At 49.8% G+C, this 22,692-nt stretch carries 19 protein-coding genes and 1 pseudogene; 12 read left to right on the plus strand and 8 right to left on the minus strand.

The genetic code is table 11. The annotated features are described in order from the left end of the window. Positions 1-4: 4 nt before the first annotated feature. From O4H47_RS11230 to O4H47_RS11245, 4 genes are read left to right on the plus strand one after another with little or no spacing between them, the layout of a single operon-like run. Positions 5-502 (plus strand): GNAT family N-acetyltransferase, encoded by a 498-nt coding sequence (locus O4H47_RS11230; RefSeq protein ID WP_269394070.1) that lies wholly within the window; start codon positions 5-7, stop codon positions 500-502. An 18-nt stretch (positions 503-520) separates the two neighbouring features. Next, complete coding sequence (locus O4H47_RS11235) at positions 521-1,030, plus strand: GNAT family N-acetyltransferase (RefSeq protein WP_269394071.1); 510 nt, start codon at positions 521-523, stop codon at positions 1,028-1,030. After that, positions 1,020-1,415, plus strand: a complete 396-nt coding sequence (locus O4H47_RS11240; RefSeq protein ID WP_269394072.1) for a VOC family protein — start codon at positions 1,020-1,022, stop codon at positions 1,413-1,415. The genes O4H47_RS11235 and O4H47_RS11240 overlap by 11 nt, the downstream gene beginning before the upstream one ends. 26 nt (positions 1,416-1,441) lie before the next feature. Beyond that, positions 1,442-1,948 carry a GNAT family N-acetyltransferase gene (locus tag O4H47_RS11245; RefSeq protein ID WP_269394073.1) on the plus strand — a complete coding sequence of 169 codons (507 nt, stop codon included), beginning with the start codon at positions 1,442-1,444 and terminating at the stop codon, positions 1,946-1,948. Between the two features lie 167 nt (positions 1,949-2,115). Here O4H47_RS11245 and O4H47_RS11250 read toward each other — a convergent pair whose 3' ends face one another. Continuing rightward, the gene (locus O4H47_RS11250) at positions 2,116-2,844 is read right to left on the minus strand and encodes a glutathione S-transferase family protein (protein ID WP_269394074.1); all 729 of its coding nucleotides are present in this window, start codon (positions 2,842-2,844) and stop codon (positions 2,116-2,118) included. 81 nt (positions 2,845-2,925) lie between these two features. On the opposite strand from O4H47_RS11250, the gene O4H47_RS11255 reads away from it, so the two are divergent. Further along, positions 2,926-3,642, plus strand: coding sequence for a helix-turn-helix transcriptional regulator (locus O4H47_RS11255; protein WP_269394075.1), 717 nt, complete (start codon positions 2,926-2,928; stop codon positions 3,640-3,642). A 51-nt stretch (positions 3,643-3,693) separates the two neighbouring features. On the opposite strand, the gene O4H47_RS11260 is transcribed toward O4H47_RS11255, so the two are convergent. From O4H47_RS11260 to purM, 4 genes are all read right to left on the minus strand, one after another. After that, the gene (locus O4H47_RS11260; protein ID WP_269394076.1) at positions 3,694-4,590 is read right to left on the minus strand and encodes a DMT family transporter; all 897 of its coding nucleotides are present in this window, start codon (positions 4,588-4,590) and stop codon (positions 3,694-3,696) included. Between the two features lie 96 nt (positions 4,591-4,686). Further along, positions 4,687-5,385 carry an SDR family oxidoreductase gene (locus tag O4H47_RS11265; RefSeq protein WP_269394077.1) on the minus strand — a complete coding sequence of 233 codons (699 nt, stop codon included), beginning with the start codon at positions 5,383-5,385 and terminating at the stop codon, positions 4,687-4,689. Between the two features lie 10 nt (positions 5,386-5,395). Continuing rightward, positions 5,396-6,025 (minus strand): phosphoribosylglycinamide formyltransferase, encoded by a 630-nt coding sequence (gene purN / locus O4H47_RS11270; protein ID WP_269394078.1) that lies wholly within the window; start codon positions 6,023-6,025, stop codon positions 5,396-5,398. After that, positions 6,022-7,098 carry a phosphoribosylformylglycinamidine cyclo-ligase gene (gene purM, locus O4H47_RS11275; protein WP_269394079.1) on the minus strand — a complete coding sequence of 359 codons (1,077 nt, stop codon included), beginning with the start codon at positions 7,096-7,098 and terminating at the stop codon, positions 6,022-6,024. The genes purN and purM overlap by 4 nt, the downstream gene beginning before the upstream one ends. A gap of 150 nt (positions 7,099-7,248) precedes the next feature. Between purM and O4H47_RS11280 the strand changes: the two genes are divergently transcribed. The 4 genes and pseudogenes from O4H47_RS11280 to O4H47_RS11295 all read left to right on the plus strand — a co-directional run bounded on the left by O4H47_RS11280 (position 7,249) and on the right by O4H47_RS11295 (position 12,885). Then, entirely contained in the window at positions 7,249-8,382 is a 1,134-nt protein-coding gene (locus O4H47_RS11280) for an AI-2E family transporter (RefSeq protein ID WP_269394080.1), read from the plus strand. Positions 8,383-8,385: 3 nt separating this feature from the next. Continuing rightward, a complete protein-coding gene (locus tag O4H47_RS11285) occupies positions 8,386-9,069 on the plus strand; it encodes a hypothetical protein (protein ID WP_269394081.1) in 684 nt (227 codons plus the stop codon). An 82-nt stretch (positions 9,070-9,151) separates the two neighbouring features. Further along, positions 9,152-11,344 carry an RNA degradosome polyphosphate kinase gene (locus tag O4H47_RS11290; protein WP_419719617.1) on the plus strand — a complete coding sequence of 731 codons (2,193 nt, stop codon included), beginning with the start codon at positions 9,152-9,154 and terminating at the stop codon, positions 11,342-11,344. Positions 11,345-11,415: 71 nt separating this feature from the next. Then, positions 11,416-12,885 (plus strand): annotated as a pseudogene (locus tag O4H47_RS11295) (exopolyphosphatase). Here the strand turns inward: O4H47_RS11295 and rnd are convergent. After that, on the minus strand, positions 12,886-14,049 hold the full coding sequence (rnd, locus tag O4H47_RS11305; RefSeq protein ID WP_269394084.1) for a ribonuclease D: 1,164 nt from the start codon (positions 14,047-14,049) through the stop codon (positions 12,886-12,888). 217 nt (positions 14,050-14,266) lie between these two features. Here rnd and aspS point away from each other — a divergent pair, with 217 nt between their 5' ends. The 3 genes from aspS (at position 14,267) to O4H47_RS11320 (ending at position 20,400) form a co-directional block, all read left to right on the plus strand. Then, complete coding sequence (gene aspS / locus O4H47_RS11310) at positions 14,267-16,039, plus strand: aspartate--tRNA ligase (RefSeq protein WP_269394085.1); 1,773 nt, start codon at positions 14,267-14,269, stop codon at positions 16,037-16,039. 160 nt (positions 16,040-16,199) lie between these two features. Continuing rightward, entirely contained in the window at positions 16,200-17,990 is a 1,791-nt protein-coding gene (locus tag O4H47_RS11315) for an EAL domain-containing protein (protein WP_269394086.1), read from the plus strand. A 121-nt stretch (positions 17,991-18,111) separates the two neighbouring features. Continuing rightward, complete coding sequence (locus tag O4H47_RS11320) at positions 18,112-20,400, plus strand: NADP-dependent malic enzyme (RefSeq protein ID WP_269394087.1); 2,289 nt, start codon at positions 18,112-18,114, stop codon at positions 20,398-20,400. Positions 20,401-20,421: 21 nt separating this feature from the next. Here O4H47_RS11320 and O4H47_RS11325 read toward each other — a convergent pair whose 3' ends face one another. After that, positions 20,422-21,897, minus strand: a complete 1,476-nt coding sequence (locus O4H47_RS11325) for an AMP nucleosidase (RefSeq protein WP_269394088.1) — start codon at positions 21,895-21,897, stop codon at positions 20,422-20,424. Between the two features lie 337 nt (positions 21,898-22,234). After that, complete coding sequence (locus tag O4H47_RS11330) at positions 22,235-22,690, minus strand: SRPBCC family protein (protein ID WP_269394089.1); 456 nt, start codon at positions 22,688-22,690, stop codon at positions 22,235-22,237. Positions 22,691-22,692: the final 2 nt, after the last annotated feature.

The following is a 22,692-nucleotide window of genomic DNA, read 5'->3' on the forward strand; positions in this document are numbered from 1 at the left end:
TCAAATGGGTGCGGATCAAAATCCATTTTCGATCCGCACCGCACTAGTTTCAGATGCGTCAAATCTGAGCTCTATGATGGTGCGCTCTTGGCGCGAGAGCTATGTGGACATCATCCCAGCCCCAAAGCTAGAAGAAATCTGCAAAGTTTGGCTGACGGCTGAGAAATTTGAAGAACGCCTTAGCGACACGAACGCTTGCAATTTGATTGCTGTGTCGGCCGGCGAAGTTGTTGGCCACATCTATGTCTTACCCCGCCAAAACAATTCCTTGCTGGTCGCCTATCTATATGTGCTCAAAAGCTCAGCACGTCGCGGCATTGGAAAAACACTGTTGTCCAGTGCCATTGAGTGTTTTCCTGGCGCAGCTCATGTGGAGCTCGGTGTTTTAGAACATAATCATATCGCCATTGCTTTTTACAAATCAATTGGGTTTTATGAAGCGGGGCCAGAGCCGACGCCGGCAGATGAGCCCTCCAGCATTAAGATGACCATGACCCTTTGATGATGTTTAGTGTGTTTTATGCCCATTCAAGTTTCAATTCGGCCGACAATGGCAGAAGATGCTGCCAAACTTAAAGCCGCATTGCTGTGCATTTGGCACGAAACTTATGATACCTTTTTAGGTGCTGACCGCGTTACAACGTTGGCAGCGGGATGGCATACGCTTGAAAAGTTGATTGCCGAAGCTCAGTCCGAACGGACTTGTAGCCTGGTGGCTTGTGACAAAGGGCAGATTGTGGGGCATGCACTGATGTACGAACCTGAACCACGCACCATCCATTTGGCCCGGCTTTATCTTGATCATGACTATCATGGGAAAGGAATTGGCAAAGCGCTATTGCAGCAAGCCATTGGTGCCTTTCCTCATGCTCATAAAGCGTATCTGGAAGTCTATGAACCGAATAGGCGTGCGGTTGAGTTCTATAAAGGGCAAGGTTTTGAAATCGTTGCAAAAACCCGGGACGCTCATACCGATGATGTGCTTTACGAATACCGGATGGAAAAGGATCTAGCACGTCATGGCGAATAGCGTTTCTCGACTGTTTTATACTATTTTGGCCAAGGATGTGACCGCCACTGCTGCGTTTTATTGTTCCATCTTGGAACTTAAGCGGCACTTTGATAGTGATTGGTTCGTCATACTAACGCCGGAGAGCGGGCCACTAATTGAGCTTGCAATTTTGGACGAAGCCAACCCCATTGTGCCAGAAGAAATGGCAAAACGCGCGACCGGCGGCATTCTTACTTTTGTCGTTCAAGATGTTCACCAATCGCATACTGCAGCAATGCAGTTGGGTGCAAATGTCGTTTCGGTTCCAACTGCGATGCCTTATGGCCAAGAGCGGATGCTCGTTGAAGACCCCAACGGACAATTGATCGATATCTCCTCGCCAACGGTTCCGGTTCAAAACTAGATTTTGCCCCGAAGGGAAGGTGCGTCTTGAACACAAAAAGTTCGAATTTTGACATCAAACCAATTGCTCTTGAAACCGTACCTCAACTTAAGCGGCTGCTTCATGCGGTTTGGTCGATCACCTATCAGGACACATTAGGTCAACCGCTCATTGATGAGCTTTCAGATGACTTACATGCCGATGCAAAACTCAACGGCGAAATCGTGGATTATAACAAGCTGAGTTTGGGTGCATTTGTTGGTGACAATCTAATTGGGCACGTCATGGTGGTCTTTGAGGAACCTGAAAATATCTATGTTGGCCGTTTGTATGTTGATCCGGCCTTTCAGGGCAAAGGTGTTGGCCGCGCCCTAATGGGCGCCGCGGAGGAAGGGTTTGAGGACGTCACCACTGCAACTCTTGAAGTTTTTGAGACCAGCAAGGGTGCCATAGAGTTTTACAAGAAGCTGGGTTATCAACAAGTGGGGCGCAACCGATCGAGCCACGCCACTCCGAACGAATTGTTTGATTTGCATTTCATAAAGATGCTTTAGATAACGAACAAGCATTTCGTTTGGGTTGTGAGCGAGCGCGCATTTGAGGGGTGCGGAACGAGTCTTGTTGGCGATTTGGAATTTGATAGGTTGATTGAACCTGCGGCCAATTGGTCCAATTCGTTGACCTCAGAAGGCGAGTGGCACTTGTGTGCCACCCGAGGCTTCTAGGCAGCTTTTGCGAGAGCTCTTGTCGCGTTTTTAAAGTATTCTGCCGACAAGCGATCTAGGAAGGCCGCCAAATTGTTGTGCCCTTTGATGTGATCAGCAAGTGGCGTTTGGACAGGGTTTTGGACCAGATTGATCAAACAGCCATAAACGCTGGCATCGATTGAGGTTGGTCTGTCACTCAAGAAATAATCTGTGTCGCCTAATAGTGCATTCAAATCATTGATAATTCGCTTGCCAAGTGTATAGGCCTCATCTGGCGAGTGGCGACCGATGCCTTGGCCAATCAATGCACTTTGGATCATTTTGCGCGCGCCAGTGCTCACTTCCTGGCGGATGCCTTCGGGCATATGGCCAAAGAAAATGTTTTCCATTATTGGCCAATTGGCATCAATCTGCCAGCGAGTATATACCAGAATAAAATAGAGTTGCTCTTCAACGGTGCCCATGATCATGCGGCCCATCGCTTGTTCTCTTGGGCTTAAATGTGCGAGCAAATCGACATTATATTTTGTTTTGAGATGAGCCTCAATGAATTGGGTATCCCCCAATGGCTCCCCTCCGTCCTTGATAAACGGAACCTTTTGCTTTGGTCCTTCGCGAGGGTCCATTTGTAATTCGCGCTCAAATTCAAGCCCAGATAATTGCAGGATCATATCCAGCTTGGTGCAAAACGGGCTTAGATTGGCATTTGATGGCGGCGTTGGTGGTTGAAAAAAGGTGATCATTTTTGCAGTTCCCTGTTTGGTTGTATGAAACTGACAATACTGACAGGATGCTGACAGCGTTGTGTCAGCATGGAGTGCAAAATGAGAAGAGCCGACCGGTTGTTGCAGATTGTTCAAATTCTACGGCGGGCCGCCGGCAAGCCGGTTTCCGCGCGCCAGATTGCTCAAGAGCTTGAGGTGACACAACGTACGATTTATCGCGATATGGTGTCACTTGAGTCGATAAATGTGCCTGTGCGTGGGGAAGCAGGTGTGGGTTATGTGCTTGAAGGTGGGTTGGATTTGCCGCCGCTGATCTTTAATTCAACCGAGCTAGAGACTCTAATGCTGGGCGCTCGATGGGTTCAGGTGCATGGGGATGCAGACCAACAATTGGCGGCAAAAGACGTGGTGGCAAAAATTGGCGCGGTATTGCCCATTGAGTTAAAGGCAGAGTTTTTCGATGTGGCTCTTTATGCGCCCGCAAGAACAAAGGATCGATTTGAGGGACACGTAAGTTCGCATCAACTCAGGGCCGCACTTAAAACAGGCAAGATTTTGCGAATAGCATATTCGAACGAAGCCAGCGAATTGAGTGAAAGGCGGGTTTGGCCAATTTCGATTGGCTATTTTGATTTCAAAAGGTTGATGCTGTGTTGGTGCGAGTTGCGGCAAACATTTCGTGCCTTTCGGGCTGACCGTATTACAAAACTTGAGATATTGGAGGAGAAGTTGCCACGCTCTCGAGAGGCGTTGAAGCGCGAATGGTGGGAACTCGAGTTGCGAAAAAAGGCGGACTTGGAGACGCGGAGGAAATGAAGCCTTACCGCTGTCGTCTGGACGCACAGAGAAATGACGCATTCAATTTGCTCAGGTTGGCAGTTTATTTGGACGCAGGGCCCTATATAGCCTGCCATCAATCGCCAGAATGCCAATGAAAATGGCGAGCATGCCCAAAATATGCACGGTTTGGATTTGCTCATTCAACACGATATAGCCCAAAAAGATTGCAGATATAGGAGCAATGAATGTGGATGTGGACATATTTGTTGCGCCCACGCGTTCCAATATTCGGTACATTACGAGGAATGTGAAGGAAGTGGCGATCAGCCCGATGTAGAGCAAAGCCCCCCAACTCTGAGCAGTTTGAATGTGCGGCACGCCTTCTGTCAAAAGGACTACAGGTACAAGAGCGATCGTTGCGCCGCTCAAGGCGATCGTCGCGACAAATGAAGGGTTTAGTCGTTTGAATGAGCGCGTGTAGTTCAGCGCTATGCCATACATTAGGGTGGCCAACATCATGAGGCCAATCGCCCAGATCTCAGATTGGCCACCACGTTGTAATGCTGGCAAAGCGATAAGTGCAACACCGCCAAATGCAATGGCAACTCCAACAGATTTGGCTGGGTTCGCTTTTTCACCGCCCGGCCAAAAATGGGAGACGATGACGACCATGATTGGCGTCATGGCGTTTACAATGCCTGCGATACCAACGTTGACGTAGTTCTGGGCGAGCGGGAAAAGAGCAAATGGCACTGAAAAATTGATCAAACCCAATAACGTGAGGCCCGCGTAAATCCGCCAATCGGTTGGCAGTTTTACTTTGGTCGCCAATAAATATGCCCAGCAACCAATTGCCGCGACACCTACACGGCCAAGTGAAACGGAAAGCGGCCCCAGTTCACGAATAAGAATCGCATTAAACAGAAATGAGCCGCCCCAAATGACGCCAAGCCCGATGATGATAAGCCAGTCCGATAGTTTCATGTGACGCAGTCCTTTGATCAGACGATGACGCTACGCCTTGATGGACTGTCTGTCGAACCGATTCTGACGATGATTGCATCACAATTTGTGATGGGGTTACCAAGCGTGGGGTTCGCCGTTCCACTTGAAGAACTTCCCGCTGTCGGCGAGGCTGAGTTTTTCAAAACATTGGTATAGACCACTTGCGCTTTGGGGCGGAGTTATGTCAGCTGCTTGCCCGCCCATGTCGGTTTGAACCCACCCAGGGTGATACATGGCCACCGCTATGTTTTCTGCCCGTAATTGGTTTGCCAACAAAGTCATTGTGCGGTTGAGCGCTGCTTTGGATGAATTATAGGCGAAACGGCCTTGGGTTTGATATTGCATTGCGCCCAACTGGCTCGAAATGGCGACGATCTTGCCATTTTTGCTTTTTCGAATGTTCTCAATCAAAGCTTCGGTGACACGGATCGGGCCCAATGTATTGATCGCAAGTGTTTCCATCCATTCGTCGTAATCAATATCGCCCAGCGATTGATGTTCACCACCAATCACGCCAGCGTTGTTCACCAGAATGTCTATGGGGCGGTCGCCAATCGCTTTTGAAAAAGCTTCGACCGATTGCGCGCTAGAAACATCCAGTTGAACAACTTCAATGTCGCCATCTGTGGCATCGGCCAAATCGTTCAGGGCAGTTGCTTTTTGTGGTGTGCGACAAGCAGCAATGATTTGCCAATCGCCGTTTGCAAGATAGCATTTGACCAATTCGAACCCGATGCCGCGATTTGCGCCTGTGATCACTACGGTTTTGGTCATGTGCTTTTTCCTAGTTTGGCCAGATCAAATTGGTTTGGTCGGCTGTTTCTGCATCGTTATTTGTGCGCTTTTCGATGAATTGTTTTAGCGCCAATGGGTAGATCTGATGTTCTACTTTTAGAATGCGTGCGGAAAGTGATTCAGCGTTGTCACTATCGAGCACGGGAACTGCAGCCTGCAAAACGGGCGGGCCTGCATCCAATTCTGGTGTAACTTCGTGCACTGTTGCGCCCGCAATTTTTACACCTGCGTCCAAAGCTTGTTGTTGGGGGTGTAGGCCCTTGAATGAAGGCAATAGTGAAGGGTGAATGTTGAGCATTTTGCCCGTCCACTTTTGCGCAAACCCGTCAGCGTGAATGCGCATATAGCCAGCGTGGGCCAAAAGCTCTGCGCCCCACGCTTCAAGTTGTGCATCAAGGGCTTCACAAAATGATTCACGGCTGTCGAAGTCTTTTTGGGAAATAACGGCTGTTTGAATATTTTCACTTTGGGCAAACTCCAAACCGGCAGCATCTGCGCGGTTGGAGAATACGCCAATAATTTCAGCGGGATAGTCTTCTTGTTTCGCAGCTTGAATCAATGTGCGCATGTTCGAGCCACGTCCTGAAATCAGAATTGCGACCTTGGTTTTCGCACTCATAGTGAAAGCTCACCCGAGTAAACAACCGCTTCGCCATCCCGATCAATCAGTTCACCAAGAACAAGTGGTTCTTCACCTGCTGATTTAAGCTCTGCGATCAGCGTGTCTTTTTCGTTTGCGCTTGCTACCATGACCATGCCTACACCACAGTTAAAGGTGCGCATCATCTCGTCAGTCGCGACACCGCCTTGTTCAGCCAGCCAACGAAAGACCGGAGGAGCGACAATTGCTGAGCGATCAATTGATGCTGCAAGCGTATCAGGCAAGACGCGTGGGATGTTTTCCGTAAAACCACCACCTGTGATGTGGGCAAGGGCTTTGATTTTTACCCCGTTTTTCAGCGCTGCTAATATCTGGCGCACATAGATGCGCGTAGGGCGCAATAATGCTTGACCAAGGGTCACGCCATCTTCAAATGGGGCAGGTGCGTCCCACGCCAAACCGGACAGCTCAACGATTTTGCGCACCAGCGAATAGCCGTTTGAATGAACGCCCGAAGAGCGGAGGCCGATAATCACGTCGCCTGCTGTAAGATCATTGGTTGGCAACATGTGGCCGCGTTCCGCCGCACCAACGCAAAAGCCAGCAAGGTCGTAATCGCCTTCTTTGTACATGCCCGGCATTTCTGCGGTTTCGCCACCAATTAACGCGCAATTGGCGTCGCGGCAGCCAGCGGCGATGCCTTCAACAACGGCAACAGCCACATCATTTTCAAGCTTGCCGGTTGCATAATAGTCAAGAAAGAATAGTGGTTCCGCACCTTGCACAATGAGGTCGTTTACGCACATGGCCACCAAATCGATGCCGACGGTATCATGCACACCGCTATCGATCGCGATTTTCAGCTTTGTGCCCACGCCATCATTTGCTGCAACAAGAATTGGGTCCGTAAAGCCTGCGGCCTTAAGATCAAACAACCCGCCGAATCCGCCAATCTCTGTGTCAGAGCCGGGACGTTTTGTTGATTTTACTGCTGGTTTGATGCGTTCAACTAATTCGTTGCCAGCGTCGATATCCACGCCTGCGTCACGATATGACAGTGAGTTGGTTTTTTTTGGTGTTTTGTCTGGCATTTTGTGCCCCAATCCCTATTTTTAGGCATGTTCGCGCTGTTAGGCGAAAATGTTGATGCGATCAGCCATATCTGGTTGAATAAGCGCATTCAAAACGATATCAGCGCTGATAAAGGTTTGAGCACATTCACGCAAGAGGCGGAGCCCTATATGACACTGCAAAATCAGATAAAAGCGTGGGTTGTTATGCTCGCCGTGTTCATTTTGTTCATGTGGGTGTTCCGCGGCATCCTTTTGCCGTTCATTGCGGGTATGATTTTGGCTTATTTGCTGGATCCTGTTGCGGATCTTTTGGAAAAGATCAAATTCTCTCGTTTTTGGGCGACCTTGACCATTCTGGTTGTTGCTGTTGCTGTGTTTATTGGGCTGTTTTTGTTCATTGTTCCACCGTTGATCAACCAACTGGTGGGTCTCGTGGCGCGGTTGCCGGACTATATTTCGCAGTTGCAAGTTTTTGCGACCGAATATGGCAATAAATATGCGCCCACGATTGTCGAGAGGTTAGGTGAGGAGCGCGCTGCGGAATTCCAAAAATGGCTCAATCAACTCCTAAACCAAGGAGTTGGCGTAATGGTCGATGTCTCGACAAAAGTTGCGCAAAGCGGTTTGACGATGCTCAACGCCCTTGGACTGATGATTGTGACGCCGGTTGTGGCCTTTTATTTGCTGCTTGATTGGGACCAGATGGTCAAGCGGATTGATGAGCTTTTGCCGCGGGCCCACCGAAAAGAGATTCAATACGTCTTTAGTGAAATCGATGTCGCAATGGCTGGTTTTGTGCGCGGGCAGAGTTCTGTGGTCATGATTTTGGCCGCGTTTTATGCCACCGCACTGACCTTGGTTGACCTAAACTTTGGACTGGCCATCGGTTTGGCCGCTGGCTTTTTTAGCTTTATCCCATATGTAGGGTTTTTGGTTGGCTTTGTGCTCTCTATTGGCGTGGCCATTGTGCAATTCTGGCCGGACTGGTTCATGGTCGGTGTCGTGTTCGGCATTTTCATGGTTGGGCAATTTATCGAGGGCAATATTCTTTACCCCAAATTGGTGGGCCGCTCTATTGGCGTGCACGCGGTCTGGCTCATGTTTGCATTGTTCGCCTTTGCACTCCTATTTGGCGCCGTTGGTGTGCTGCTTGCAGTTCCTATGGCCGCTATCGCCGGTGTGCTTGGTCGATATGCGGTTAAAAAGTATCTTGAAAGCCCTCTATATGAGCCGTCCAACACATCAGGCACGGCTGTGGCAGATTTGCCAAAAGCTGATATTGCAGAAAGCGCAAAACAATAGCGCATGAAAAACGATAAGACTGAGACCAAACAGGGCCAGCAATTGGTGTTGGATTTGCCGGTTGAGACCGCAATGGGCGAAGCTGACTTTGTTGTTGGAGCTGGCAACAAAAATGCCTACGACCACTTCTTGGTTGCCAACGAGTGGCCCGCACAGGTGAGCGTTTTGTTTGGTCCACCTAAATCGGGCAAAACCCATTTGGCAGGTATTTGGGCCAAACACATGGGCGCCTTGAGCATTGAAAAAAATGATAAATGGCCTGACTATTTAGAGTCAGATTTATTGGTGGAACACGCTGACTTGCTTTGGATGGGCGAAACTGCGCTTTTCAACTTGTTGAACCAGGCCATGCGAAGTGAGTTTCGAGTGGTGTTAACCGCATCTCTGCACCCTAATGAGTGGGCTTTGCAAACCAATGACGTGCGCTCCCGGCTGCGCTTGGCACATTCTGTGGAAATTGCGGCGCTAGACGATGCGCATTTGATGCATCTTTTTGTAAAGCTATTTGATGACCGTCAAGTGCAGGTCGAACCGTCACTGATAAGCTATATTTTGCCCCGTATGGAGCGTTCACCCGCGCAAGTTGTTGCGCTTGTGGAGAAGATGGATGAGTTGGCCCTTTCGCGCGGTAAAGCCATAACTAAGCGTGTGGCGGCAGAGGCGTTGGAAGAAATGGCGCGCGACTGAGCATCTGCTGCGTCCGCGTGTAACGCAATTGCCATATTTCATGGCTAAGGTGCTGGGATATTAGAGAATTTGAGCGCAGAATATGCGTCAACTGAAAGCAAAGAAAATGGACACTGTTGGACCTGAAGACTTCGCACCAGAAATCGACGCCCTTTGGCAGAGCCCGGCGCGCTTTGTGAACAGAGAGGTCTCTTGGTTGCAGTTCAACATGCGGGTATTGGAAGAGGCTGGGAATTTGGCCCATCCTTTGCTCGAGCGTTTGAGATTCGTGTCCATTTCCGCGAGCAACCTTGATGAATTCTTCATGGTGCGTGTGGCTGGCCTGAAAGGGCAGCTAAGGGCGGGTGTGACGCGTTTGAGCGCTGATGGTATGTCGCCTGCCGAACAACTGGACGAAATTGCAGCTCTTGCTCAGCATTTGCACTTGGAACAACAGGACAATTGGCAAGAAATTCGCGAGGCATTGGAAAAGAATGATGTTGTTCTGCACGATGCAGAGGAGCTCTCCGATGAACAATTGGTCTATTTGGAACAGCTTTTCAAAGACGAGATTTTTCCAGTGCTTACGCCTATGGCGGTGGACCCAGCGCATCCGTTTCCATTTATTCCTAATCTTGGTTTTTCTTTGGCGTTTGAGCTTAAGCGCCCGGATGAAGATGACACGTTGACCGCGCTTGTTCGTGTGCCGAACAATGTGGAGAGATTTGTGTTTTTGCCCGACGAGTTGACCAAGGGCAAACGTATTGAAATGGTCACCATTGAAACGCTGATCAATTTGTTTTTTGAAGGCATGTTCCCGGGGCATGAGGTTGTAGGTGCCGGTGCATTTCGGGTTATTCGCGACAGCGAAATGGAGATTGATGACGAAGCGGCTGACTTGGTGGTGGAGTTTGAATCCGCATTGCGTCAACGGCGCCGTGGGCAAGTGATCCGGCTAGAGATTGATAGATCTATGCCGCGCAAATTGCGCAAGCGGATCGCCGATGAATTGCACGTGGGCCAAGAAGATACATTTGAGGTTGAGGGCTTTTTGGCTCTTTCGGATGCATCGAGCATTTGTAGCGTTGATCGTTCGGATTTGAAGTTCAAGCCGTTCAATGCGCGATTCCCAGAACGTGTTCGTGACCATCAGGGTGATTGTTTTGCGGCAATCAAACAAAAAGACATAGTTGTTCACCACCCTTATGAAAGCTTTGATATTGTTGCTCAATTTCTGATGCAAGCGGCAAGCGATCCGGACGTTGTGGCGATCAAGCAGACACTTTATCGCACGTCTAATGACTCGCCAATTGTTAAAGCGCTTATTCAGGCTGCGGAAGCGGGTAAATCCGTTACGGCGTTAGTGGAGCTAAAGGCGCGTTTTGATGAAGAGGCGAACATCCGCTGGGCGCGCGATTTGGAGCGCGCCGGCGTGCAAGTGGTATTTGGTTTTATTGAGTGGAAGACCCACGCAAAACTGAGCCAAGTGGTGCGCCGCGAGAAAAAAGGGAAATTGGTTTCCTATTGCCATATTGGTACTGGCAACTACCACCCGATTACCGCCAAGATTTACACTGACCTGAGTTACTTCACCACGAACCCATCAATCACGCGGGATGTGGCACGGGTGTTCAATTATATTACTGGATACGCACGGCCTACAGCACTTGAGTGCATTTCGGTTTCGCCGATGGCGCTGCGCAGTACTCTGCTGCAACATATTGATAAAGAAATTGAACACGCCGAAGCCGGGGAGCCTGCGAGTATTTGGTTTAAGATGAACTCTTTGGTCGATCCAAAGGTTATTGATGCGCTTTATCGTGCCTCTCAGGCTGGCGTGCAGGTTGATCTGGTGGTGCGTGGCATTTGCTGTTTGCGCCCCGGCATTCCAGGTTTTTCGGACAATATTCGGGTGAAGAGCATTGTTGGGCGCTTTTTAGAACACTCAAGGATTTTCTGTTTTGGGCAGGGGCACGAAATGCCTTCGCGCAAGGCTGCGGTCTATATTTCTTCCGCTGACCTGATGCCACGAAATCTTGATGGGCGCGTGGAGGTTTTGGTGCCTTTGTTCAATAAGACCGTTCAAAAACAGGTGCTTGATCGGATCATGGTGGCGAACATAAATGATAATCAGCAAAGCTGGGAGGTGCTTCCCGATGGCACTTCGCGGCGAATCGAGCCACAAGAAGGGGAGGTCGTGTTTAATGCGCAAGATTATTTTATGACCAACCCAAGCATGTCTGGCCGCGGTAGTGCTTCGGCAAGCGAGGGGCTTGTTGAAGAGGATGAGGATTGATCCGTTCATTTGTTAAGTCACTAAAATCACCAACTGCCCAGGGTCGCATTAGCGAAGGGCAGCCAATTGCAGTGCTTGATATTGGGTCGAACTCCGTTCGTTTGGTCATTTATGAACGTCATATCCGCGCTCTCACGCCAATCTATAATGAAAAAGTTGCGTGCGGGTTGGGTCGGGGTGTCGGGCAAACTGGTGCGTTGGCCGAAGAGAGCGTTGAGCGTGCTTTGATCGCCATGCGGCGCTTTGCACTTGTGTGTCAGCTCACCAAAGTTGGCGATTTGCACATTTTAGCGACAGCTGCCACGCGCGACGCCAGCAATGGCGCGATGTTTATTGCTGGTGTTGAAGAGATAATGAACACCAACGTACGCATCCTTACAGGTGAGGAAGAGGCCTATTTTGCGGCGCTTGGTACGATCGCGGGCATGCCGCAACAGCAAGGCATGTTGGGCGATTTTGGTGGCGGCAGCCTTGAATTGGCGATCTTGGATGGTGTGTTGCCCGGAGATGGGGAAACCCATCCCTTGGGGGCTATTCGGCTGCAAGATGATAGCGAACGCAGCGCCAGCAAAGCATATAAGATTGCCCGTAAAACGCTAGCGAGTTCCCCAATAATGGAACGGGTTCAGCATTCAGAGTTTGTGGCTATTGGCGGCACATGGCGGGCCTTGGCAAAAGTTCACCAGATCCAGACTGCATATCCCCTATCGATGGTGCAGGGCTATCGCGTTGATGCTGATAAAATGATCGACATGTGCAGCCAAATCATTGAACTGGCGGATAAGGGCGAGTGGCCCGAAGCGGCACAACGGCTTTCCAGTAATCGCAAGGACTTGCTCAGCTTTGGCGCCGCCGCATTAAACGCGGTGCTGGAAGTTGGCAAGTTTAAGACAGTCAAATTCTCAGCGCTCGGCGTGCGCGAAGGTTATTTGTTCGGTCAACTAGATAGCGCTGAACAAGAAGTCGATCCGCTTTTACAAGCGTGCGAAGAGTTGTCAATTTTGCGGTCTCGCTCGCCGTCTCATGCGCATGAGCTGATTGAATTCACAAATCGGTTTGTTGCCGCAATGAACTATGATGAAAATCAGGTGTTGCAACAGTTGCGTTATGCTGCGTGCTAATTGTCAGACATTTCGTGGCGCGGGCACCCCGACTATCGAGGTGTGCAGGCTGTTGATGCAGTAGCTTACGGTTCATTTGTAGGGATTGACCACACAGGGCGGGCCCATTTGGCGCGGTGTTTAGCAGTGCGATATTTAGGACTTAAGCGTAAGCACCTTGATAATGATGATCTATTTGAAATGTGCTCGCAAAAATCTGCCCGTCATGCAGACACGTTGGGGGCGCTCTTTCGTGTCGCTTATTTGTTGTCCGCTGCTATGCCCAACGTGCTGCCACTTGTTGAATGGGAGCGCGTTGGGGACAAGCTGCAACTACTTTTGCCAGCGGGCTATGAAGTGTTAGCCGCTGAGAAAATGCTGAGGCGTTTAAACCAATTGGCAGCGTTTCTTGAACTAGAAGCTGAAGTGATCGTGCGTTAGCTATTCAGCCTGTACATCAACTTCAATTGGCACAATGCCATCGGGTGTTGCGCCCAGAGCCATTTTTCCATTTTTGATCGATAAGGCAAGATCTCCAAACACGTCGCGCCGCCAGCCTGCCAACGCGGGGACTAAAGCGTTGTCGTCTAAAACAATTTGATCGATATCGTCGCTCGAGGCGATAATGCGTGGGGCCACCCCTTGGTTTTCGCTGACCGCCTTAAGCAAAACGCGCAGCAGATCGCCGATTGCCCCTTTGGGCGACGGGCCATTAGGCTTGCGCGGCACTTTGGGCAAGTCATCTTTGTCAATTGCTTGAACGCGCGTTACTATTTTGATGATTTCTTCCGCTGATGATGACCGGCCAAATCCTTTTGAAAAGGAGCGTAGGCGGTCAAATGCTTTGGCCGAGTTCGGTTGTTGTTGCGCTAACTCGTAAATGGCATCGTCTTTGACCACGCGGCCGCGCGGTACATCTTGTTGTTGCGCTTTGCGTTCGCGCCATGCGGCTAGTTCAATCATCATGGCCAAATCGCGTGGCCGATTGACTTTCATTTTCAATCTTTTCCACGCTTCCTCGGGCTTCACGAGATAGTTCTCTTTGTCCATCAAAGCGTTAAGTTCTGCTTCAATCCACGGGCGGCGGTCTTTTTCTTCGAGCAAATTGGCTATGTGCAAGTAGCAATCGCGCAAGTGAGTGACGTCACCAATGGCATAGGTGAGTTGCTTGTCGGTGAGGGGGCGGTGGGACCAATTGGTAAAGCGCGAACTTTTGTCGACTTGTGTGCCCGTAATCTGGCGGACCAAATTATCATATGAAATACTGTCGCCAAAACTACACACCGCAGCTGCCACTTGCGTGTCAAACACGGGTTGGGGCGCTTTGCCGGACAATTTGACGAAAATCTCAATGTCCTGTTTGGCCGCATGGAACACTTTGACAACCGAAGTGTCTTGGAACAATTCAAACATTGGCGACAGGTCGATACCCTCAACCATTGGGTCAACGATGACGGCCTCTTCGGGCGTGGCCATTTGCACAAGGCACAGAATTGGCCAGTAAGTGGTTTCACGTAGGAATTCGGTGTCGACTGTTACAAAATCAAAGTTTTTTGCTGCGTCGCAAAATTCGGCCAAGTCCGTTGTGGACGTGATGATTTTCATATTGTTCTTTTTATCCGGTTGCGCGTTTGAAACGGCGTCGTTTTTGGTTTATTGGTTGCGGGCTAGTGTGCGGTTTTTCATCAAACTTGCAACCCTTGATATGTGTGAAGTGGCCTCGTTGCTCAGGTTCTTGGGTTCATATGCTTGACAAACGGCGCGCATCATGCGCTTTTCCGCGCAAAATTTCCCAAACGGATTACCGGGATTGGTATTGAAAATGCATCGCTATCGTAGCCATACTTGTGCTGACTTACGCAAAACTCATGTGGGTGAAACTGTTCGCCTTTCAGGTTGGGTCCACCGTGTTCGAGATCATGGCGGACTTCTGTTTATTGATCTGCGCGACCACTACGGGATCACCCAGTGCGTCGTTGATCCTGATTCTAATGCTTTCGGCTTGGCCGAGACCTTGCGCTCTGAATTTGTTGTGCGAATTGACGGCGAAGTAAAAGACCGCGCCGAAGGCACTGCAAACGCTGACTTGCCAACTGGCGATGTTGAGATTTTCATCCGCGAGATTGAAGTTCTTGGCGCGGCCAAAGAACTGCCGATGCCTGTGTTTGGTGAGCAAGAATACCCTGAAGATATCCGTCTCACCAACCGCTTCCTAGATCTGCGTCGTGAACGCATTCACAACAACATCGTGATGCGCTCAAAGATTATTGCGCATTTGCGCAAAACCATGACTGATCAAGGTTTTACAGAGTATCAAACGCCGATTTTGACGGCTTCAAGCCCAGAAGGCGCGCGTGATTTCTTGGTTCCATCACGTATGCATCCGGGTAAATTCTACGCGCTGCCGCAAGCGCCTCAGCAGTTCAAGCAATTGTTGATGATCTCTGGTTTTGACCGTTATTTCCAAATCGCTCCATGTTTCCGCGATGAAGATGCACGTGCTGATCGCTCACCGGGTGAATTCTATCAGCTCGATATTGAGATGAGCTTTGTGGAACAAGAAGACGTGTTCCAAGCGATTGAGCCTGTGTTGCGCGGTGTGTTTGAAGAGTTTGGTAAGGGCAAGCCTGTCACCCAAACCTTCCCACGTATTCCCTATGCAGAATCTATGCGTAAATACGGCAACGACAAGCCTGACCTGCGCAACCCGATTGAGATGCAAGCGGTAACTGAACATTTTGCCGGTTCTGGTTTTGGCGTTTTTGCCAACCAAATCGCAAATGATCCAAAGGTTGAAGTTTGGGCTATCCCGGCGCCAACCGGCGGTTCACGCGCATTCTGTGACCGGATGAACAAATGGGCACAGCATGAGGGGCAGCCTGGCCTTGGCTACATTTTCTTCCGCGACGGTGAAGGTGCAGGCCCTGTTGCGAAGAATGTGGGACCAGAACGCACCGCTGCGATCCGTGATCAGCTTGGCTTGAAAGACGGCGATGCTGTTTTCTTCACCTGTGGTCTTCCGTCCAAGTTTGTTAGCTTTGCAGGCGCTGCCCGCACAAAAGTTGGTACCGATCTCAAGCTGATTGACGAAGATCGTTTCGACCTTTGCTGGATTGTTGACTTCCCGATGTTTGAGTGGAATGAAGAAGAGAAACGCATTGATTTCTCACACAACCCATTCTCTATGCCCCAAGGTGGTCTGGAAGCTTTGGAGAACCAAGATCCGCTGACCATCAACGCTTACCAGTACGATATTGTTTGTAATGGTTTTGAATTGAGTTCAGGTGCGATCCGGAATCACCGCCCAGAAATCATGAAGAAAGCATTCGATATGGCTGGTTATGATGAGGCGATCTTGTACGAAAAATTCGGTGGCATGTTGCGGGCGATGGAATATGGCGCTCCTCCACACGGTGGCATTGCACCAGGCATCGACAGAATCGTTATGTTGCTTTGTGGCGAAGAAAACCTTCGTGAAGTGACGGCATTCCCAATGAATCAGCAGGCCGAAGATTTGTTGATGGGCGCACCGTCTGATGTTTCCGCACGCCAGTTGCGGGAACTGAATATTCGCTTGAACCTGCCCAAAGCCTAATCGGCTTTAACTTATTGATTTTATTGAGGTGGCGGCGCTGTGAGTGATCACAGCGCCGCCATTTGGTTAATTCGGTGTTAATCCTAGTTGAGTACAAGCTAAGTGTAGTCAACTCGTATGTTGCGTGGCCGAATTGAAATCACGGATTTCACATGTCCTGATGTTTTTTAGTGCGATCCTTGCGTTCGCACCTGTTATCTCTGTCGATTATTTGATGGACAGCTACATCCGCATGCGCGGCATGCAAGAAATCAAAATGTCTGTGAACGGCATTGTTGAAGAAACGCAAAAGGCCGTTGAATCTGCCACAATTTCCTTACAAAGCTTAACGTCCAGAAGCCCATCATTGTGTACCCCGACGTTCTTTCGCGCCGCTGCTGTTGAGATGCGCGCGAATTATTTAATGCGTCAGTTGATCGTCAATTCAACGGATGGCGCGCTGCAATGCGCTTTGTACGGCGACAAGTTCAGCTATACGGCGATTACGCCTACGATGAGCATGCCGGGCGGTCCGCAAGAAATGACGGTTGTGCAGATTGAGGACAATGAGTTCCCGTTGCTGAAAGTTTCCTTGCGCGTTCGACCGGGCAAAGAGGTTTCAGCATTTGTGCCCATCAATGCTCATATGTTTGATTCTGGCCATGGGGCCGTCGAAAAATCAATTATGACCCGCTTTGCATTGACGAGTGGGCTGACAATTTTCGAGTTTGGTGATCCGGCACGTTTCTTTGATGATGTGCATAGGCAGGAGAATTTTCTCTATACGCAACAGGTCGCACAAAATGTGCCTATTGCTGTTTCTGCTGCGATTCCGATTGATTTAATAGCATCAGAATATGCCGATTTGCAGATTGGCTTCACCTTGGTCGCCAGTTTGGCCAGCTGTATTTTCTTGTGGCTGTGTGTGCAATATGTGCGTCGCTCACAGGCGCCAACATTTGATCTTGAACGAGCGATCAACGACGGTGAACTGCGCCCGCGCTATCAACCGGTCATCGATTTGCAAACAGGGCATATTGCGGGTTGCGAGGTGCTTATCCGTTGGGAGAAGCCAAACGGGGAGGTGATTTCGCCGGGGGCCTTTATCGAATATGCGGAGCTGAGTGGTCTCGCCATTCCAATGACCTTGTCGATGATGGAGCAGGTGCGCGATGATCTGGAAGATCTATGTGATCGCCATCCACATTTGAAAGTTGGTATCAACCTGTTTGAGCGCCATTTCCGCGATGGCTCGATTGTTGAAGATGTACAATCAATCTTTGGAGCTACAAATATTCGGTACAGTCAGTTGGTGTTCGAGATCACAGAGCGTCAACCGCTGTCTGATATGGGTGGTGTGAACGCAGTAATTCACGCCTTGCGCGATCTAGGGTCCAAAGTGGCGCTTGATGACGCGGGAACTGGGCATTCAAACCTTGCCTATATCCAAAAACTTGGGATCGATATTGTCAAAATTGACCGCGTGTTCGTTGAGTTGATTAAGCACCGCAATCAGCCGGTTCCTGTGGTCGATGCTTTGATCAGCATGGCAAATGACTTGGGCACAGAAATTATTGCTGAGGGCGTGGAAACTGAAGAGCAGGCATTGTATTTGCGCAAAAAAGGCATTCGCCAAGCGCAAGGATTTTTGTTTGCACCCGCGCTGCCAGTTGATGCCTATTTGGCATTAGCGGAACGGATGAACAATGAAGAAGTGCAGTTGATTGACGAACTCGACTCAGATCGTGTCAATGATCTGGTGGGCTTTGTGGATGATGAGCACGCCGAGATCGGCGTTGATTACGGTGGCCAAGCGCCAGGCGTAGACGGTTCTGCCCAAATTGATGCGACCGAGGCCACGGGCACAGATTCGGATCAGGTTTATGTGGCGCCAGAAACTGAAATTGAAGACGAGCCTATGATTGGTGACGAGGATTTGTCTGACAAAAACAAGGATGAAGCGGTTGCATGATCGCCCTTGCTTGGATCCCAAATCATACTAAAGTATAAAATGCACATCAAAGCTGATCTGACGCTTTTCTTTTTGCTGGTTTAGTGGCAGACCAGATCAGCAATTTCAAAGAGGTAAGCAGATGACGCAAGATCCACGTGACACGCAAAATTCGATTCACGATGCGGCTCTACATTTTCATAAGTACCCAAAGCCGGGTAAATTGGAAATTCGACCAACAAAACCGCTCGGCAATCAGCGTGATCTGGCCCTTGCATATTCTCCTGGTGTCGCTGCCCCTTGCGAAGAGATCGCAAAGAACCCCGCCACTGTTTCTGACTATACGTCCCGCGGTAATCTGGTCGCGGTGATTTCAAACGGTACAGCCGTTCTTGGCCTTGGTGCCATTGGCGCATTGGCGTCTAAGCCCGTTATGGAAGGCAAGGCCGTACTGTTCAAAAAGTTTGCGGGCATTGATGTTTTTGACATTGAGATTGACGAAAACGATCCTGCAAAATTAGTTGAAGTCATTGCGCCTTTGGAGCCGACATTTGGCGGTATCAACCTTGAAGACATCAAAGCACCAGAGTGTTTTGAGGTTGAAGAAGCTTTGCGCGAACGCATGGAAATTCCGGTTTTCCATGATGATCAACACGGCACCGCAATCATCGTTGCTGCAGCGGTAATCAACGGATTGCGCTTGGCGAAAAAGAAGATTGAGGACGTTAAAATCGTCACGTCTGGCGCAGGAGCTGCGGCAATCGCTTGCATGAACTTGCTGATCAGCCTTGGCGCAAAGCGCGAAAACATCTGGGTTGCAGACCGCGATGGATTGGTGACGAAAAAACGTCTGAATTCCATGGATCGCTGGCGGGCAGCATTTGCGCATGACACCGATAAAACCACTTTAGCTGAAGTCATGGATGATGCTGACATTTTTGTGGGGTTGAGCGCTGCGGGTGTGTTGAAACCCGAACTCTTGAAGAAAATGGCGCCTAATCCTTTGATTATGGCGCTTGCCAACCCAATCCCAGAAATTATGCCAGAATTGGCCAAAGAGGCTCGTCCAGACGCAATGATGTGCACAGGGCGCTCTGACTATCCAAACCAGGTGAACAACGTTTTGTGTTTCCCGTTCATTTTCCGGGGTGCGCTTGATGTTGGCGCAACGGCTATTAACGAAGAAATGAAGATGGCGGCGGTTCATGCTATCGCCAAATTGGCCCATGAACCCGCACTAGAGGCTTCAACTGCGGAAGCCGGGGCAACATTTGGTCCTGAATATCTTATTCCAAATCCATTTGATCAACGGCTCATTTTGCGCATTGCACCAGCTGTGGCCAGAGCGGCTATGGAAAGCGGCGTCGCAACGCGTCCAATTACCGATTTTGAAGCCTATCATGACCGATTGAACCGCTTTGTGTTCCGTTCGGGTATGGTGATGAAGCCAATCATTGATATGGCGCGCTCGAGCAACAAGCGCGTGGTTTTTGCCGATGGTGAAGATGAGCGTGTGTTGCGTGCGGCACAAGTTGCGCTTGAAGATGGAATTGCGAAGCCAATCCTAATTGGCCGCCCAGCTGTTATTGAACACCGCATCAACAAATTCGGATTGAATTTGGAAGTGGGCAAAGACTTTGAAGTCATCAACCCAGAAGATGATCCTCGATATCGCGATTATGTGGATTTGTTCCACTCGCTTGTTGGTCGCAATGGGGTTACGCCGGATACAGCGCGCACAATCGTGCGGACCAACACCACGGTGATTGGTGCGCTTGCGGTGAAGCGGGGCGATGCTGACGCGCTGATTTGTGGCTTGCAGGGGCGCTACATCAAGCACGTTCGCGATATTAAGTCGATCATTGGGCTTGATGAGGGCGCGACGGATGTTTCTGCCTTGTCGATGCTGATCATGCGCCGTGGTGTGTTTTTCTTTGCCGATACTTATGTAACGATGGACCCGAGCCCGGACGAGTTGGTTGAGATTGCATTGCAGGCGCAAGACCATTTGAAGCGGTTCAACCTTGAAGCGAAAGCTGCGCTACTCAGCTATTCAAACTTTGGTTCACGTGATGGTGGCACATCTGAGAAGATGCGTACTGCCTACCAAAAACTCAAAGCCGCTGCGCCTGACATGATAGTTGAGGGTGAAATGCAGGGGGATTTGGCGCTCAACCAAATGCTGCGTGAACGTTATATCCCGCAAAGCAAATTGTCAGGTGAAGCAAACCTGTTGTTGTTCCCAAATTTGGATGCTGCAAACTTGTCGATGACTCTCATCAAAGAGCTAAATGACGCATTGTCTGTTGGGCCAATTTTGATGGGCACCGCAAAACCTGCGCATATTCTGTCACCTTCTGTGACCAGCCGTGGCATTGTCAATATGACCGCTGTAGCAGTTTCTGAAGCCGTTGGTGCGGACGCTAAATAGCGTCCGCCTTCAAATTTCGTTTTACTGAAACGCCGTTTCCGCAAACGATCTGAGTTTGCGGGAATGGATCGAGTGGGCCGGCTGTTGGCGCAGGATTTCCATGGCGAGTATGCCAATTTCTAGGTGTTTGCTGACTTGGGTGCGGTAGAAATCGCTGGCCATGCCGGGCAATTTAAGTTCGCCATGCAAAGGTTTATCCGAAACGCATAATAGGGTGCCGTATGGCACACGGAACCTGAACCCGTTTGCTGCGATGGTAGCGCTTTCCATATCCAAGGCAATGGCGCGAGATTGGGATAGTCGTTGGGCGATTTCGTTTTGGTCGCGCAACTCCCAGTTTCGATTGTCAAATGTTGCGACAGTGCCGGTACGCATAATGCGCTTTTTGTCTGAACCGCTGAGTTGGGTCACTTCACCAACGGCTTGTTCCAGAGCAACTTGCACTTCTGCTAGGGCTGGAATGGGAACGGAAATGGGCAAATCGGCGTCCAGCACATGATCTTCTCGAACGTAAGCGTGTGCCAAAACATAGTCGCCTAGGTCTTGCGAGTTGCGCAAGCCCGCACAGTGTCCCAACATAATCCAGGCGTGAGGGCGCAATACCGCGATGTGGTCGGTTATGGTTTTCGCATTAGAGGGGCCAACCCCAATATTGACCATGGTGATGCCCGAACCATGTTTGGCTTTCAAGTGATAGGCGGGCATTTGCGGCTCTCGCGGTGGTTTTTCGCCGGTCGATACCTCGTCGGAATTCACATTGTGGGTGACCACATTGCCTGGTTCCACGAAGGCGTGGTAATCGGGGTGACCTTCTTCCATCCATTTATGGGCAAGGCGGCAAAACTCTTCGATGTAGAAACTGTAGTTGGTGAACAACACAAAGTTTTGGAAGTGCTCAGGCTTCGTTGCAGTGTAATGAGACAATCTGTGCAACGAATAGTCTACACGCGGCGCTGTAAAGGCTGCTAGCGGGTAGGGGCCGCCCTTTGGTGGTATGAAGGTGCCATTGGCGATTTCGTCGTCTGTATGGGCCAAATCTGGCACATCAAAGATGTCGCGCAGCGGAATACCGAGCGCGTTGATCGCATCTCCATCCAAAGTGGTGGTTGGATCGAGCGCGAAATGCACAGGAATGGGTGTGTCAGATTCGCCGACTTCAATTTCGCAATCATGATTTTTCAAAAGCTGCGCAAACTGGGCTGTTAAATAGTATTTGAACAGCTCTGGTTCTGAAATTGTTGTCTGGTAAATGCCCGGCGAATGCAAGAACCCATAGGGCAAGTGGGAATCGACTTTTTGAAAGCTGGTGGAGCGGACTTTAGCCATTGGATAAGTCGCGCGAATTCGCCCTTTTGGTTGCTTGCCGTCTGACAGATCGCGCACTGCATCTCGAATAAACTGTGTGTTGCGATCATAAATCTCAGCGACGTAGTCGCGGGCTAGATAGGGATCGCTGAAAGATTTGTTCGGCAAAGCTATTGGGCGAATAGTATCCATTTGGGCTCCGTTATTGTTTTTGCTTTTTGTCGTTTTGGGCACTGAGTTTGGTACCATGCGCTAAGCATATCCGGTGTTTTCGATTTTGTCTTTAAGTGTGGTTAGAAGTTTTTTTGATCACAAGAATGTGACGGGCCTTTAAACATCAAACTTGATCCCCATATCGTTCTCATGCGGTCGGCATATTGCCCTTTGCTGATTGCTCTGGTCGCTGTCGGACATGTCCCCCTTTGCAGCCCTCAACCATGTCCGATGGCGACCCAAATCTTTGACTTCCCAAACAAGACCAATGCACCCTCACATTGGCTTTTGTTTGGCTAAGTTCTTTAAGTAATTCCTACGCTGCTGCCCTGCGTTTCGCTTCGATGCTGGATTGAATGAGGTCTTTTTCCATCAGATCCGCGACGGTTGAGATCATTTTGGAAAACAGTGCGGCTAACACTTTGGACATGAATGTTTTGGGGGTTGCTTTAAACACAAGCGTAACATTCGCTCCGCCTTCGGTTGGCTCAATTGTGTAGCTGGTGACATATTCTGTGCCATGACTGAAAGCTTCAACCTCAAACAATGTGGGTCTATTCATTGTGGTCACTGTCATTTCTTCGGTGGCTTCGCGTCCCATCATGATGCGGGTTTCGCGCACGCGCGTGCCAACGGCCACTGGCCCTTCTGTCAACATTTCAACTTTAATAATACCGTCGACAAAGCTGGCGGCATTTGGAAAATCTGAGACCACATCGAAAGCGATTTCGGGTGAGCTTTCGAAATGTTTGGAAACTGTTATGGTTGGCATGT

The sequence above is a fragment of the Maritalea porphyrae genome, assembly GCF_027213965.1.
Taxonomy (GTDB): Bacteria; Pseudomonadota; Alphaproteobacteria; order Rhizobiales; family Devosiaceae; genus Maritalea; species Maritalea porphyrae_A.